Below are 12,056 nucleotides of genomic sequence, written 5' to 3'. Positions count from 1 at the left end.
CGGCCATGATGCCGGGCAGGGTGACCATCAGCCCGGCGTGGCCGGCGCTGATGCCGAGGTCGGCGGCGACGTCGTTGAGTACGCCTACCGGCAGGAACTCGCTGGTGACCAGGGCGAAGGCGCCCACGGCAACCGAGAGTATCGCCAGCCACTGCTGCAGGACGGTTTGTTGATTATGTTCGGGGAGGCCGCTAGGGGCCCGGCTTGCGCTTGGCATGGTGTTGGGTTCCGGGAGGATATTTCGCCTGAGGACAGACGGGAGGGAGAAAGTGGAGGCGATTATAGGAATGGGTTTTGGTAAGCCAATAGGCGACCGGTTCGATAGTAATCATCAGTCTCGTTGATAAGACTGCCTGCGTAGAGCGTTCTCTTCCGTGTAGACCCTCGCGATTGCCCATGGCCCGACTCCGCGCGTAATCCGGCCCGATCCCGCGCGCCAGAAAAAATCCCCCGCTGCATCCTAAGCCTCGGCATGTCGGTTTTTGCTGATGTGCCGAAGCGTTTCAAGGCCGATCAAACAATAATAAAGAGGTGCTTATGCCCGTGCTTCATCGCCCTTCATCCCTGGTTGAACGCAGCGCGCTTCATGTGTTGGTGTGTGCGTCGACACTTGCGCTGTCGTTAACCGCCTGCGCGGCCACCCCGGATCCCGCGAAGCCTTATCCCCATGCACAGGAACCGATCGGCGACGTGCAGGCCATCTATGACGGCAGGCTCAGCGAGGACTTGGCGGTCACTACCTTCCGTAATACCGACCGGTTGTTCCCGACGCGCACGATCAAGGCGGGCGGCCAGCCGTTCCCGTTACCTCGTAGCAGCCAGCCACTTGGGCCGGTTGCCTTTGACTACAAAGGCAAGCATTACAGCCTCGATGACTACGTGGCGATCAACCGGGTAACCGGGCTGTTGGTGCTCAAGGACGGCAAGATCGTCGATGAGCGTTATGAAAAAGGCAACACCGCCGACACCCGGTGGATGTCGATGTCGGTGGCCAAGTCCATCACCTCGACGCTGGTGGGCGCGGCGCTGCAGGACGGCGCCATCAAGAGCCTGGATGACAAGGTCACCCGTTATTTACCCGCGTTGGCCGGTAGCGGTTACGACCAGGTCACCGTGCGCCAGATCCTCTCCATGCGCTCCGGGATCAAGTGGAACGAGCAATGCACGGACCCTACCTCGGACGAGCGCCACTTGATCAAACTGCGTAGTGAACAAGTGCCCGGGTCGCTCCTCAAGTTCATGGCCAGCCTGCCCACCGCCGCGCCACCTGGCACTCGCACCAACTACAGCACCGGTGAAACTCAAGTGTTGGGGCAACTGGTGAGCGCTGCGGTGGGCAAGCCACTGACGCAATACCTGAGCGAGAAGATCTGGGCGCCTTACGGCATGCAAACCGATGCCAAGTGGTGGCTCGACGGCCTCAATGGCAATGAAGTGGGCGGCAGCGGTATCAGCGCGACGCTTGAGGATTACGGGCGTTTTGGGCAGTTCGTGCTTAGCGGTGGCAAGGCCGGTGGGCAGCCAGTGTTGCCTGAAGGCTGGTTGAGTTTTGCCAGCGCGACTACGGGTTCAGATGCGGCGTACGGTGATTTTGCGTCCATGTGGTGGCCAGGTTGGACCGACGCTTCCAAAGCGGATAAAGCCTTTACGGCGGCCGGTACGTTTGGTCAGTACCTCTACATCAATCCGACCAGGAATGTGGTGATTGTGGTGTGGCAGGCGCAGACCAAACCCACGGGTGGCAAGGTGATCGACGATATGTTTGCCTTTGATGCGGTTGCCAAAGCGCTTCAATAACCGCGAAGTACCTGTGGCGAGGGAGCTTGCTCCCGCTGGGGCGCGCAGCGGCCCCAAAAAATGGGCCTGCTGCGCAGTCCAGCGGGAGCAAGCTCCCTCGCCACAGGTTATGGGCTACTCAGGTAGTATGTACCTCACATAGCCGCCCGCAACGACCGCGGTGAAAGCCCATAATGTGACTTGAACCTCACCGCAAACCGCGACGCCGACGCATACCCGCACGCACTGGAAATCTCCCCGATGGAATCCCTGGAGGTTTGCAGCTGTTGCAACGCCGCCCCCAGCCGAACATTTTCCAGGATGGCCCTGAAGCTCGCATCCTCATTGGCCAGTTGCCGACGCAACGTCGATTCCCCCAGATTCAGCTGCTGCGCGACCGTGGCAACGGTCCAGTCCCTGGACAGGTTGCTGCCGATCAACCGCTGCACGCGTTCACTCAAGGGGTCGTTGCGATCCATCAGCAACGGTCCCGCCTGGCCGGCCAGGCACAGGCAGAGCAACACGGCCTCGCCATAGTGGGTGCACAAGGCCGACGGGGCGCCGGTGCTCAGTGCGGTCAGCAGTTGGTCCCAGGCTTGTCGGGTCTGTTTGTCCAGGCGTACGCACAGGTCGGCATGCATGCTGCCCTTGAACTGCGCGCCATACCGGGCAACGAAGTTACGCAACACCGGCACCGGAAACGACACCACGTCAGCGATGTAGTCACCCTGGGCACCGGGAAAATTGGTCACCCCAAGCTCGCGGCCCGCCGGCAGTAGAATCAGGTGCTGTGGGCCAGCGCGCATTTCGCGCTCATCCCACTGCATCAGTTTTTGCCCCTGGCGCACGCGGCAAAGGGCGCTCATGAAGATCGGCACGCGTTGCAGGGTATGGTGTTGCCGGGCCCTGATCACGCAGCTTTCGATGATGCTTTCCCGGTGCCGCAGACCTTCGTGAACATCCATCGTGACTAGCGTCCGTAAGGGGCCGTGATTGTGGCCTTGGCCAGGCTGTTGGCATTGAGCATGTAGCCGACCAGGGCGCCGCTGGATTGATTGTCGATCGGCAGGGTGGCGACTTTCAACGCCCACACGGTGAATTGATAGCGATGCGGTTTATCACCCACGGGCGGGCAGGCGCCGCCGAAGCCGGGTTGGCCGTAGTCCGTGCGGCCTTGCACCGCCCCGGCTGGCAGGTGGGTGCCCACGTTACTCGGCAGGCTGGAGACGGTGTCGGGCAGGTTCACCACCGTCCAGTGCCACCAGCCGCTGCCGGTCGGGGCGTCGGGATCGTAGACGGTGATGGCGAAGCTTTTGGTACCCGCCGGGGCGTTGGCCCAGGACAGGGCAGGGGAGGTGTTGCCGCCGCTGCAGCCGAAGCCGTTGAATTCCTGCAGGTGCGTCAGCGGGCGTTGGTCGGCAATGTCCGGGCTGTTGAGTGAGAAGCTGGCGGCATGTCCGCTGGCGGCCATGATCAGGGTGATCGCGGGGGCAAGTGCTTTGAGTTTCATCGCGGTGGTGTCCAGGCGTGGTTTGAGCCTTGATCCTAAACAGCGCGTAGGCACGACACTGCGCCGAAGCGCTCGATGATTGTGCCGAAACGCTCTGCTCACTAAGGCTGAGCCCTCAGCGTTCGGATGATGAACGCATGCAGGCTATTGACCGCCTTGGACCCGCGGGACGCCCGGCTACGCAGAATCGAAACCTCCATGGGCTCAATGCTGCCCAAACCGTGCTCGTCACCGAGTACCTGAAGCGAATCCTGCACGGTGCATTGGGTAATCGCGGCAATCGCGAGCCCGCCCTCGACGGCGGCCACCTGGCCGGCAAGGCTGGAGCTGTTGTACACCACCTTGAATTCGCGGCCTTGCTGGGTGAGTGCGTTCACCGCATACCGCCGGGCGAGGCTTGCGCTTTCGTAGACGGCGATGGGGATCGGGTCGCGCCGCCACAGTTCGAACTGCGGTGAACCTACCCATACCATGGGCTCCTTGAACAGGAAGGTGCCGCTTTGGGGCGAGTCCCGAGACACCAGCGCCAGGTCAAGATCGCCGCTGCGCAACTGTGGGATCAGCGTGGTCGACTGTTCACAGGTCAGTTCGATTTCCACCCCGGCGTAGCGCGGCGAATAGCGCTTGAGCAGCGGCGTGAGGTACCGGGCCGCGTAGTCTTCGGCAACGCCAAGGCGGATGCGCCCGGTCAGCTCTTCACCGTGAAACGCCGCCTGGGTTTCAGCGTGCAGGGCGAGCATGCGCCGGGCGTAGCTCAGCAGCGTCTGGCCATCGGCGGTCAGTTGCAGGTGCCTCGGGCCGCGACTCAAGAGCTGTCGCCCAAGGGCGGCTTCGAGTTTCTTCATCTGCATGCTGACGGCGGACTGCGAGCGGTTGACCTCGTGGGCGGCGCCAGACAACGAGCCGGCATCCACCACGGCCACAAAGCATTTGAGCCAATCGAGTTGCAAATCGCTGGCGGGCATCGCGCTGACCTCTATTCGTTAATCGAATGGCTAAGGCCTGAATTATGCGCTTTTCATGGATGCTTGTTCACCCGCAACATTCTGCCTCGAATCAACACCATTCGGATCGGATCATGCCCTTTGATACCTGGTTGCTTTACCTGGTTACCTGCTTCGGCATCTCGGTGGTGCCAGGGCCCAATGCGTTATTGGCGCTGACCCACGGTGCGCTTCACGGCAGCCGCAAAACGCTGTTCACCATCAGCGGTGGCGTGCTCGGTTTTGCGATTGTGCTGGCGCTGTGTGCGTTGGGGTTGGGTGCGCTGATCCAGGCGTCGGCCAGCCTATTCACGGCCTTGAAGGTGGCGGGTGGGCTGTACCTGATCTGGCTGGGCTTCGGGCTGTGGCGGGCGGCACCGGTCAGCCTTGAGGCGACCGGCACTACCAGCTCGCGGAGCTGGCCGCTGTTCCGCCAGGGGCTGGTATCGGCGATCTCGAACCCCAAGGCCTTGCTGCTGTTCACCGCGTTTATTCCACCGTTCCTGGACCCGCACCGGAGCATCGTTGCGCAGACGCTCACCATCGCCCTGACCTACGCCGTGGTGGAGTTCATCGTCGAGTACCTGGTGGCCAGCGCCGCGCACCGGGTACGGCCCTGGCTGGCGCGAACCGGGCGCCGATTCAATAAAGTCTGCGGCGGGTTTTTTGTGCTGTTCGGGTTGGCCCTGCCTATCCATGCCTGAGGGCACATCCCCGCGGCTTAGGGATGTTCGATCACCATCACCGCCGTGGTATCCGCCTCAAGTGCTTCGAACACATGGGGCGCATTCGCCAGGTAGCTGATGTAGTCGCCGGCGTGCAGCAGCACAGGCGCACCGGCCGGGCCGATATTCGCGCTGCCGCTGCACAGCAGCACGTGCTCGACGGTGCCGGCAGGGTGGGGCTGCGACAGGCGCGCGTCGCCCGGCTGTACCTTTAGCCGGTAGATATCGCGACGCACGCCCGTCGGGCAATCCGCAAGCAATGTGGCCGCGTAGTGGCCGGTTTCGGTATAGGTGGTCAGGCCCTCGTTGGCGCGAATTACCCGCAGGTGTTGCTGGGGTTGTTCGAAGAACCGGGTCACCTGCAAGCCCATCGCCGTGGCCAACGACCACAGGGTCTCGATGCTGGGGTTGCCGATGCCGGACTCCAGCTGGGACAAGGTCGACTTCGCCACGCCTGCGCGTTTTGCCAGTTCAGTCAATGAAAGCCCCGCAGCCTGGCGTTCACGCTTGATCGACAGGGCCAGCAGGTCGATTCGGCTTGGATTGAGATTGTTCGTTATGTCGGTCATTTGTTCTTCAAATCATCCATAAATGGGTTGACGCTTTGTCGCCGGGTGTTCAGCATAGCAATCATTCGTTCATTATAAAAACCGAGTGTCGAATGATCTGGTGCGTGTTCCACCTCTGCGACTATTGGCCGTGGCTGCTCTGGCGGGCGCTCTCCTACGACCTTGAAGGGTGGCGCAGCCTGCTGGTGGCGACGCAGTTGGCGCAGCAACATTGCCGGGGGCTATTCTGCGGGCCGCTATGATTCCTTTTCGCCATCCTTCGGGATCGGGCTATGATCGCCCAATCCGAACCAGACGCTCCCCAGACCTATGCCCGTTGACCTGCAAGCCCTCTATCCCAAACTGATCCACTTGATGCTGGATACGGTGTTCGTGGTCGACAGTGAAAATCAGATCGTGTTTGTGAGTGATGCCTGCGAAGCGCTGCTGGGGTACCGCGCCGAGGAACTGACCGGCACCCTGATCACCCACTACATGCACCCTGAAGACCTGGCCCGCACCCGGGCGTCGATTGTGCGGGTCATGAATGGCAAGCCCCACGTCGACTTCCGCAACCGCTATATCCGCAAGGATGGCGGTGTGGTGCACATTCTGTGGGCGGCCTTCTGGTCCGAGGAAGTGGGGGCGCGGATCGGTGTTGCGCGGGACGTAACCGCCCTGACGCAGGCGGAGGAAGAGCTGCGTTTCCTCGCCCATCACGACCCGTTGACGGCCCTCACCAATCGCTCGCTGTTCAATGACCGGTTGGACGAGGCCCTGCAAGCCGCTCACCACCACAAAAGTCCTCTGGCCTTGCTGTTTCTGGACGTGAATGACTTCAAGGCCATCAATGATGTGTACGGGCATGCCGTGGGCGACCGCGTGCTTTGCGTGATTGCACGACGGTTGGAAGGGTGTGTGCGTGAGAGCGACCTGGTGGCCCGGATGGGCGGGGATGAATTCACCGTGCTGCTGACGGATATTCAGTCACCGGAAGCCGTGTCGGCCAAAGTGCAGCAGATAGTTGCGGTGATGACCCAGCCCCTGAGCGCTGAGTTTGGCGCGGTCAAGATGCCGTCCTGCAGTATCGGCGTAGCGTTTTACCCGGCGGATGGGGCAGATGCCGACAGCCTGCTCAGCCACGCGGATGGTGAGATGTACCGGGTTAAAAGGCAGCGGTTTGCAACCGATTAACGCTGCTGGAAAGCAATCTTCAGCCCCAATCCCATGAACAACGTCCCAATGATCTTTCCCTCCCAACGGCGCAGCCTTGAAAGGCCCACCATCCATTGGCTCAACGGACGAATCGCCAGCGAAATCAGCGTGGTGTACACCGCACTGAGCCCCGAGAAGATCAACCCCAACACCGCGAACTGCGCCAGGGAAGAACCCGATTCCGGGTGAATAAACTGCGGCAGGAAGGCCAGGAAGAAAATCGCGGTTTTCGGGTTCAGCACTTCGGCAACCACCGCCTGGAAATACGCCTGGGTGGAGGTCACGGTGGGCAGGTCTTTGCGCGTGGTTGCGCCAGGCTTGGCCATGAAGGCGCGTACGCCCAGGTAGATCAGGTAGCAGGCACCGACGATTTTGACCACGTTGAACGCCACGGCCGAGGTCATCAGGATGGCCGACAGGCCGAGCGCCGCGCACAGCGTATGGATCAGGTCGCCCGAGGCCACCCCCAGCCCGGTGGCAATCCCGACCTTGCGCCCACCCTGGAGGGTGCGGGTGATCACCAGCAGCACGGCTGGGCCGGGAATCAGGAAAAGGCCGATGACCACGGCGACATACGTCAGGATGGGGGCGAGTTCGAACATGCTGTGTTATCTCAATGCCGGATGCGTCCTACAGTAATCCTCATCCCGGGGATTAACGCAATACAGATGAACACCCGCCGGAACCGCCTGGCCTTTTACTTCGCGAACGCGTATGCGCCACCCTGTTCCAGCGCCTTGCGATACGCCGGCCGTTCCTGGAACCGTTGCACCCACGCCGCCACATTGGGATAGGCCTGCAGCTTGCCCTGAGCCCGGGCGATTTCGCCGATGAAGCTCATCTGGATATCCGCGCCGGTCAATTCGTCACCCACCAGGTACGGCGTGAGGCCCAGTGCGTTGTCCAGATAACCCAGGTAGTTCGCCACCTCGGATTCGATACGCGGATGCAACGGCGCACCCGCGTCACCCAGGCGCCCGACGTACAGGTTGAGCATCAGTGGCAGCATGGCCGAACCTTCGGCGAAGTGCAGCCATTGCACGTATTCGTCATAGGTGGCCGTGGCCGGATCCGGTTGCAGGCGGCCGTGGCCATGGCGGCGAATCAGGTAGTCGATGATGGCGCCGGACTCGATCACCACGTGGGGACCGTCTTGAATCACCGGTGATTTGCCCAGGGCATTGATCGCCTTGAGTTCAGGGGGCGCGAGGTTGGTTTTCGGGTCGCGCTGGTAGCGCTTGAGCTCGTAGGGCAGGCCGAGTTCTTCGAGCAGCCACAGGATGCGTTGCGAACGGGAGTTGTTGAGGTGGTGGACAATGATCATGGTGGCTCCGCTGGGCGAGAATAGGGACGTATAGGGACAGACCGCTGTGGCGCTGTGGAGTGCCGTGAATTAAATGTGCTTCGATAAAGGCATGAAAGATGGATAATCTCGCCGGCAAGTACTGATTACACACCGGATAGAAAACATGAATCGTCAAAAAAAACTACAGCAGCTGTTCAAGGCCAAGGCCAAAAAGGCCAGCGCCAAATTGGCACCGGCCAAAAAGGATAAATACATCAGCAAAGCAGACCGATTGAAGCTGGCTGCCGAGTCCGGTGATGAGCCTGTTGTTACCTCTGAGAGCTGATCCAGAAGGCCTAAGCATTACCTGATAGGGAATCGACGGAAAAACCATGAACACTGCTCAACTCGCGATTCAGCACTACATACTCGCCAAGGACGGCAACCGCCCGCATTTGCTCAGCCGGGCGTTTGTTCCCGAGGCAATCCTGGACATGGTGGTGCGCACCGGGTCCATCTCGTTTCCGCCCCACGTCGAAGGGATGGGCGGCATCGGCGATGTGCTGGTGAGGCGGTTCGGGCAGACCTTTGAAAACGTCTATACGTTTTGCCTGGGGCAGCCACCGCAGGCGGGGGCCAAAACCTATCAGTGCAAATGGCTGGTGGGCATGTCCGACAAGAACTCGGGAGAAGCCCGGGTTGGGTGTGGTGTGTATGAATGGCAGTTCAATGCCGAAGCGGGGCTGGTCGAAAGGCTGACGATTACCATCGAGCATATGAAGACACTGCCGGCGTCAGACCTGGGGAGCGTGATGAGCTGGGTGTCCGGCCTGAGTTACCCATGGTGCAGCCCGCAAGCCGCCGTGAGCGAGGCTCCCGATATTGACGGGATTGGAGAGGTGCTCCAGTACCTTGCGGCCTTATGACTCGGTGTTGCACCGTAGATCGAAATCCGCCCGTGCCTGTTCAATCTCCTCCAGGTTGTTTGCCGCCCAGACCCACACGCCACAAAAGGCGGCACCCAGCGTAAAGCCGAGGGTTGTCAGGCTGTATTCAACCTTCGGCGGTACGACGGGGTAGACCTTGCGCACCACCAAGCCGTCCCTCTCCATCCCCCGCAAAGTCTGCGTCAGCATCTTCTGGCTGATGCCGCCGACTCGCTCACTCAGGCGCGTGAAGCGCAGCGGCGTCGTCTCGATCAAGGCTTCAAGAATCAGCATGGTCCATTTGTCTGCAACGCGACCTATCAGGTCGGTCACCAGGGGCGCGATCCGTGGGTCCAGATCCTTCGGGGGTGTTTGCCGGGCATAAAACTGGGCGGCGGCAATCTGCTCGTCGGTAAAGCCAGGGTGTTTGTTCATTCGTTGGACGCTCTCTTTCAGGTGCGTATAGATCTTTTGGGTGCCTACTTACTTAAGGCCAGTGTATCCCTCAAGCTCCTTGCGTGTGACCCACCATTGGAGAGTTTCGATGAAGATGACCGGACGAACAGTGCTAGTGACGGGAGGTTCGAGTGGTATCGGGCTTGAGCTTGCCCGCCAGCTTGTGGCACGAGGCAATACCGTGATCGTGACGGGCCGCGATCAGCACAGGCTCGACGATGCGCGGCAACTGCTGCCGAGCCTGCACACGTTTCAAAGCGACGTGCGCGACCCCGCCAGCATCCAAACGCTGTTTGCGGCAGTCACCGGTCAGTTCCCTGGGCTCGATACGCTGGTGAATAACGCGGGCGTGATGCGCAATATCAAGCTGGCCGGAGAGCGGGCGCTGGCGGACGTGACTGAAGAGATCGAGATCAACCTGAACGGCCCGATCCGGATGATCCAGCAGTTTCTTCCCTGGCTGCTCAAGCACCCGCGCGGTTTGATTGTTAACGTCTCGTCCGGGCTGGCGTTTGTGCCGTTTCCGGCGGCGCCCGTCTACAGTGCGTCCAAGTCCGCATTGCACGCTTACACCCAGTGCCTGCGGGCACAGCTTCAGCACAGCGCCGTCACCGTGGTGGAGCTTGCCCCACCCGGCACCGAAACACCGCTGCTCAGGGCCGAGTTCGCGGAAGAAATGAAGAACGAAAAAGGCATGGACCCGGTGCTGATGGTGCAGCAATGCATCCGGCAAATCGAAGCCGGCCAACTGGACATATGCCCGGGGTTGAGCAAGGTGCTGAAGGTAGCCAGCCGGGTTGCGCCTGGCCTGATATTCAAACAGATGACCAAGCTCAGCCGGCTGGCGCCGGTGCGGCCTTCAACATGATCGGACGATTCAATGCGCATCCGCAGTCGGCTGCTTCGGCGGCTGCACCTTGCGCATCAACGGCACCAGCAACACGGCGACGATGAAGCACACCATGATCATCAGGAATGCGTCCGCATAGGTCAGCGTTTGCGCCTCGCGCCAGGTCAGCGCCCACAGCTGACTCAGCGCGAACTGGCTCGAATCCAGGCTGTTTTGCCCCAGCAACTGGGCGTTCCCCGAAAGCTGCTCAAGCCACACATTCATCGATTCGTTCCGGATGTTCAGGTGTTCAGCCAGGCGCAGGAAGTGCAGGTTGGTGCGGTCATTGAGCACCGTGGCGCAGGCGGCGATGCCGATGGCGCCGCCGAGGTTGCGCATCAGGTTGAACAGGCCCGAGGCGAGCTTCAGGCGGTCGGGGGCCAGTGCGCCGAGGGTCAGGGTGACCACCGGCGGCACTGCCATTTGTTGAGCAAACCCGCGTATGGCCTGGGGCAACAGCAGCTCCTTGGCGCCCCAGTCATGGGTGATGGGGGAGAAGTCCCACATCGACAGGGCAAACAGCGATAACCCGAACATCAGGATCCAGCGCAGGTCGAAACGATTGGCCAGCAAGGCGTACACCGGGATCGCCAGCAACTGGAACACCCCCGTGGAAAACACCGCCAGGCCGATATCCAGCGAGCCGTACCCGCGCACCCGCCCGAGAAACAGCGGCGTGAGGTAGATGGTGGCGAAAATGCCGATGCCGGTGATAAATGAAAACAGGCAGCCCAGGGCGAAGTTCCTGTCCCGAAGCGCGCGCAGGTCGACGATCGGCTCCTTGATCTCCAGGCAGCGCCAGATAAACAGCCCGCCGCTGATGGCGGCTATCCAGGCCGTGGTCGAGATGGTGCTGTCGCTGAACCAGTTCCAGCGCGGGCCCTCTTCAAGGGTGTATTCCAGGCAGCCGAGAAACACCGCCATCAACGCCATGCCGATATAGTCGGCGCCCTTGAGCAATGACGGGTTGGGGCGGTCGACCTTGACCAGCATCGGCACCGCAAAGGTCACGAAGAGGCCGGGCAGCAGGTTGATGTAGAACAGCCAGTGCCAGGAGGAGATGTCGGTGATCCAACCGCCCACGGCCGGGCCCAATGTGGGTGCCAGGGACGCGATGGCGCCGATGGTGGAGGCGGCGATCACCCGCTGCTTGCCGTTGAAGTACATGAACGCGGTGGTGAACACCAACGGAATCATCGAGCCCCCCAGGAACCCCTGCAAGGCGCGAAACGCGATCATGCTCTGGATGTTCCAGGCCATCGCGCACAGCAGGCTGGTCAAGGTGAACCCGGCCGCCGACGCCGCGAACAGCCAGCGCGTGCTCATCACCCGGGAGAGCCAGCCTGACATGGGGATCACGATGATTTCCGCGATCAGGTAGGCGGTCTGCACCCACGCCGTATCGTCCGCGCCGGCAGACAACCCGCCGCCGATGTCCTTGAGGGAGGCGGAGACGATCTGGATATCGATCAAGGCGATGAACATGCCCACGCACATGGTGGCGAAGGCCGCGACCTTTTGTGCGGTGCTGAGGGCGGGCAACGGGCTGTTCATAGCTGGGCCTTGAGGGCGCTGGCCTGGTCCTCGAACGCCTCATCGGTGTTGACCTTCGCCATCACCGACAGGCCCGGACGCAGGGCGCCGAAGTCGGCGTCATTGCTGTCGAGGCGCACGCGCACCGGCACTCGCTGCACGATCTTGGTGAAGTTGCCGGTGGCGTTTTCCGGCGGCAGCACACTGAAT

The 12,056-nt window shown here is 61.4% G+C and carries 14 protein-coding genes and 2 pseudogenes; 6 read left to right on the top strand and 10 right to left on the bottom strand.

Annotation, left to right across the window (positions count from 1 at the left end):
- A pseudogene (locus tag HX846_RS19470) lies at nucleotides 1–217 on the bottom strand (MFS transporter); the annotation flags it as partial.
- A 320-nt stretch (nucleotides 218–537) separates the two neighbouring features.
- Here HX846_RS19470 and HX846_RS19465 point away from each other — a divergent pair.
- The gene (locus tag HX846_RS19465; RefSeq protein WP_178965923.1) at nucleotides 538–1,797 is read left to right on the top strand and encodes a serine hydrolase; all 1,260 of its coding nucleotides are present in this window, start codon (nucleotides 538–540) and stop codon (nucleotides 1,795–1,797) included.
- Between the two features lie 134 nt (nucleotides 1,798–1,931).
- Here HX846_RS19465 and HX846_RS19460 read toward each other — a convergent pair whose 3' ends face one another.
- The 3 genes from HX846_RS19460 to HX846_RS19450 all read right to left on the bottom strand — a co-directional run bounded on the left by HX846_RS19460 (nucleotide 1,932) and on the right by HX846_RS19450 (nucleotide 4,251).
- Nucleotides 1,932–2,741, bottom strand: coding sequence for an AraC family transcriptional regulator (locus HX846_RS19460; protein WP_134326305.1), 810 nt, complete (start codon nucleotides 2,739–2,741; stop codon nucleotides 1,932–1,934).
- Nucleotides 2,742–2,746: 5 nt separating this feature from the next.
- The gene (locus HX846_RS19455; protein ID WP_177008666.1) at nucleotides 2,747–3,286 is read right to left on the bottom strand and encodes a YbhB/YbcL family Raf kinase inhibitor-like protein; all 540 of its coding nucleotides are present in this window, start codon (nucleotides 3,284–3,286) and stop codon (nucleotides 2,747–2,749) included.
- A 101-nt stretch (nucleotides 3,287–3,387) separates the two neighbouring features.
- Complete coding sequence (locus tag HX846_RS19450; RefSeq protein ID WP_177019879.1) at nucleotides 3,388–4,251, bottom strand: LysR family transcriptional regulator; 864 nt, start codon at nucleotides 4,249–4,251, stop codon at nucleotides 3,388–3,390.
- 113 nt (nucleotides 4,252–4,364) lie between these two features.
- On the opposite strand from HX846_RS19450, the gene HX846_RS19445 reads away from it, so the two are divergent.
- On the top strand, nucleotides 4,365–4,973 hold the full coding sequence (locus HX846_RS19445; protein WP_003215589.1) for a LysE family translocator: 609 nt from the start codon (nucleotides 4,365–4,367) through the stop codon (nucleotides 4,971–4,973).
- Nucleotides 4,974–4,990: 17 nt separating this feature from the next.
- Here the strand turns inward: HX846_RS19445 and HX846_RS19440 are convergent, their stop codons facing one another.
- The gene (locus HX846_RS19440; protein ID WP_177008665.1) at nucleotides 4,991–5,563 is read right to left on the bottom strand and encodes a helix-turn-helix domain-containing protein; all 573 of its coding nucleotides are present in this window, start codon (nucleotides 5,561–5,563) and stop codon (nucleotides 4,991–4,993) included.
- 309 nt (nucleotides 5,564–5,872) lie between these two features.
- Here HX846_RS19440 and HX846_RS19435 point away from each other — a divergent pair, with 309 nt between their 5' ends.
- Complete coding sequence (locus HX846_RS19435; protein WP_178965922.1) at nucleotides 5,873–6,736, top strand: sensor domain-containing diguanylate cyclase; 864 nt, start codon at nucleotides 5,873–5,875, stop codon at nucleotides 6,734–6,736.
- On the opposite strand, the gene HX846_RS19430 is transcribed toward HX846_RS19435, so the two are convergent.
- Together HX846_RS19430 and HX846_RS19425 are read right to left on the bottom strand one after the other, a co-directional pair.
- Nucleotides 6,733–7,359 (bottom strand): LysE family translocator, encoded by a 627-nt coding sequence (locus HX846_RS19430; protein ID WP_134326308.1) that lies wholly within the window; start codon nucleotides 7,357–7,359, stop codon nucleotides 6,733–6,735. The two genes, HX846_RS19435 and HX846_RS19430, sit on opposite strands and share 4 nt — an antisense overlap.
- Before the next feature lie 95 nt (nucleotides 7,360–7,454).
- A complete protein-coding gene (locus tag HX846_RS19425) occupies nucleotides 7,455–8,081 on the bottom strand; it encodes a glutathione S-transferase family protein (protein WP_003215600.1) in 627 nt (208 codons plus the stop codon).
- A 145-nt stretch (nucleotides 8,082–8,226) separates the two neighbouring features.
- On the opposite strand from HX846_RS19425, the gene HX846_RS19420 reads away from it, so the two are divergent.
- Both HX846_RS19420 and HX846_RS19415 read left to right on the top strand, forming a co-directional pair.
- A complete protein-coding gene (locus HX846_RS19420; RefSeq protein ID WP_008434728.1) occupies nucleotides 8,227–8,388 on the top strand; it encodes a DUF2986 domain-containing protein in 162 nt (53 codons plus the stop codon).
- Between the two features lie 46 nt (nucleotides 8,389–8,434).
- Nucleotides 8,435–8,968, top strand: a complete 534-nt coding sequence (locus HX846_RS19415) for a hypothetical protein (RefSeq protein ID WP_178965921.1) — start codon at nucleotides 8,435–8,437, stop codon at nucleotides 8,966–8,968.
- On the opposite strand, the gene HX846_RS19410 is transcribed toward HX846_RS19415, so the two are convergent.
- Entirely contained in the window at nucleotides 8,963–9,403 is a 441-nt protein-coding gene (locus HX846_RS19410) for a helix-turn-helix domain-containing protein (RefSeq protein WP_003215603.1), read from the bottom strand. The two genes, HX846_RS19415 and HX846_RS19410, sit on opposite strands and share 6 nt — an antisense overlap.
- Nucleotides 9,404–9,512: 109 nt before the next feature.
- Between HX846_RS19410 and HX846_RS19405 the strand changes: the two genes are divergently transcribed.
- Entirely contained in the window at nucleotides 9,513–10,292 is a 780-nt protein-coding gene (locus HX846_RS19405; protein WP_178965920.1) for an SDR family oxidoreductase, read from the top strand.
- A 9-nt stretch (nucleotides 10,293–10,301) separates the two neighbouring features.
- Here the strand turns inward: HX846_RS19405 and HX846_RS19400 are convergent, their stop codons facing one another.
- Together HX846_RS19400 and HX846_RS19395 are read right to left on the bottom strand one after the other, a co-directional pair.
- Nucleotides 10,302–11,867, bottom strand: a complete 1,566-nt coding sequence (locus tag HX846_RS19400; RefSeq protein WP_178965919.1) for a DHA2 family efflux MFS transporter permease subunit — start codon at nucleotides 11,865–11,867, stop codon at nucleotides 10,302–10,304.
- Nucleotides 11,864–12,056 (bottom strand): annotated as a pseudogene (locus HX846_RS19395) (HlyD family secretion protein); the annotation flags it as partial. The pseudogene HX846_RS19395 and the gene HX846_RS19400, both read right to left, overlap by 4 nt.

This window comes from Pseudomonas sp. K5002 (genome assembly GCF_013386655.1).
GTDB lineage: Bacteria > Pseudomonadota > Gammaproteobacteria > Pseudomonadales > Pseudomonadaceae > Aquipseudomonas.
The sequence above is the reverse complement of the archived record's forward strand: the minus strand, read 5'-3'. Positions and strand labels throughout refer to the sequence as shown.

Excerpts from the sequence above, each read along its gene's own strand:
- HX846_RS19465 (WP_178965923.1), top strand. The coding sequence starts at position 538 with ATGCCCGTGCTTCATCGCCCTTCATCCCTGGTTGAACGCAGCGCGCTT.
- HX846_RS19460 (WP_134326305.1), bottom strand. The coding sequence starts at position 2,741 with ATGGATGTTCACGAAGGTCTGCGGCACCGGGAAAGCATCATCGAAAGC.
- HX846_RS19455 (WP_177008666.1), bottom strand. The coding sequence starts at position 3,286 with ATGAAACTCAAAGCACTTGCCCCCGCGATCACCCTGATCATGGCCGCC.
- HX846_RS19450 (WP_177019879.1), bottom strand. The coding sequence starts at position 4,251 with ATGCCCGCCAGCGATTTGCAACTCGATTGGCTCAAATGCTTTGTGGCC.
- HX846_RS19445 (WP_003215589.1), top strand. The coding sequence starts at position 4,365 with ATGCCCTTTGATACCTGGTTGCTTTACCTGGTTACCTGCTTCGGCATC.
- HX846_RS19440 (WP_177008665.1), bottom strand. The coding sequence starts at position 5,563 with ATGACCGACATAACGAACAATCTCAATCCAAGCCGAATCGACCTGCTG.
- HX846_RS19435 (WP_178965922.1), top strand. The coding sequence starts at position 5,873 with ATGCCCGTTGACCTGCAAGCCCTCTATCCCAAACTGATCCACTTGATG.
- HX846_RS19430 (WP_134326308.1), bottom strand. The coding sequence starts at position 7,359 with ATGTTCGAACTCGCCCCCATCCTGACGTATGTCGCCGTGGTCATCGGC.
- HX846_RS19425 (WP_003215600.1), bottom strand. The coding sequence starts at position 8,081 with ATGATCATTGTCCACCACCTCAACAACTCCCGTTCGCAACGCATCCTG.
- HX846_RS19420 (WP_008434728.1), top strand. The coding sequence starts at position 8,227 with ATGAATCGTCAAAAAAAACTACAGCAGCTGTTCAAGGCCAAGGCCAAA.
- HX846_RS19415 (WP_178965921.1), top strand. The coding sequence starts at position 8,435 with ATGAACACTGCTCAACTCGCGATTCAGCACTACATACTCGCCAAGGAC.
- HX846_RS19410 (WP_003215603.1), bottom strand. The coding sequence starts at position 9,403 with ATGAACAAACACCCTGGCTTTACCGACGAGCAGATTGCCGCCGCCCAG.
- HX846_RS19405 (WP_178965920.1), top strand. The coding sequence starts at position 9,513 with ATGAAGATGACCGGACGAACAGTGCTAGTGACGGGAGGTTCGAGTGGT.
- HX846_RS19400 (WP_178965919.1), bottom strand. The coding sequence starts at position 11,867 with ATGAACAGCCCGTTGCCCGCCCTCAGCACCGCACAAAAGGTCGCGGCC.